Source organism: Methylobrevis pamukkalensis (assembly GCF_001720135.1).
GTDB lineage: Bacteria > Pseudomonadota > Alphaproteobacteria > Rhizobiales > Pleomorphomonadaceae > Methylobrevis > Methylobrevis pamukkalensis.
In genome coordinates, this window is the sequence record NZ_MCRJ01000268.1 from 1 (window position 1) to 1,112 (window position 1,112).

General features: G+C 68.8%; 1 protein-coding gene. It reads right to left on the reverse strand.

The window, feature by feature from the left end; translation table 11 throughout:
* Positions 1-141 precede the first annotated feature (141 nt).
* The gene (locus tag A6302_RS20420) at positions 142-1,092 is read right to left on the reverse strand and encodes a DUF1839 family protein (RefSeq protein WP_069308531.1); all 951 of its coding nucleotides are present in this window, start codon (positions 1,090-1,092) and stop codon (positions 142-144) included.
* Between the last annotated feature and the right edge of the window lie 20 nt (positions 1,093-1,112).

Consider the following 1,112-nt stretch of genomic DNA (forward strand, 5'->3'; position numbering starts at 1 on the left):
CATCATACCCGTATGTGCCAACGATGCCGGCCTCCTGCCGCGCCGTGTGGACGGTGATGGGCAAAGACATGCCGGCCCAACGACGGACGTCGACCCGGAAGGCGGGCGCTAAGTCTCAGGCTGCCGTTCACGCCGTGGCTGTCACGCCCGCGTCGCCAGCTCCGTCATCAGCCGGTCCCAGGCGGCGACCGCCGGGTCGAGCACGCCGGCGAGCTTGTCGAACTTGCCGCGCGAGACGGCGCGGGCGAGCTGGAACTGGGCGCTCTTCATCGTCTCGGCAATCACCGTCGCCTCGGCAACGGCCGCCTCCGCGTCGCCGAGCCACTGAAGATGGGCGGCGAGCAGCTCGAAGTTGGCGCCGAACTGGCGCAGCGTGTTGAAGGCATAGTGGTGGAAGGCGGAGAAGGGCCGGCCCGACAGGGTGGCGGCCTGCGCCGGGAAAACCGAGGCGAAGGCGGCGATGGGGTTCTGCGCCGGCCGGCGGGCGAGATGGCGGGCGAGGATGCGCCGGGCTTCAAGGCGCAGGTCATCGGCGGCGGGGGCCTCGCCGATCTTCACGAATTCGGTGTAGGGCAGGAACTGCGGGCGCTCCCCGTCCGCGCCCGGCAGGCGGTGGAAGATCGCGTCGAAGTCGTCGCCCTCCAGCGCGAAATAGCCGGCGTTGTGGAAATACTCCATCCGCCGTCCGGCCACGTCGAGGCGGTTGATCGCGACGGTGGTCTTGCCGTGTTCGGTGCGGTAGGCAACGCCGGCCGTGTCCGGCAGATGATAGCCGTCGAGCTCGACGAGGCAGAGCCGGCCGCGGGCGATCTGCACGCCGACATGGTCTTCCACATGTTCGAAGATGGCGAGTTCCTGATGGAGCAGGCCGTAGAGCGTTTCCAGGTCGGCCGAGGGCACCTTGAAGAAGGTGGCCTGGTCGCCCTCGAAATCCTGGCGCACGGTAAAGCCCAGCATCGCCTCGGGCGGCAGGCCGAGGCTTGCCACCACCTCGATCCAGAGATCCATGAAGCAGTTGGTTTCCGGCCAGATCCGCTCGGCCGCATGCAGGCCATGCCGCCCGTAGCCGGCCGGATCGAGATCCGGGAACACGGCGGTCCGGGCGGGTTCCG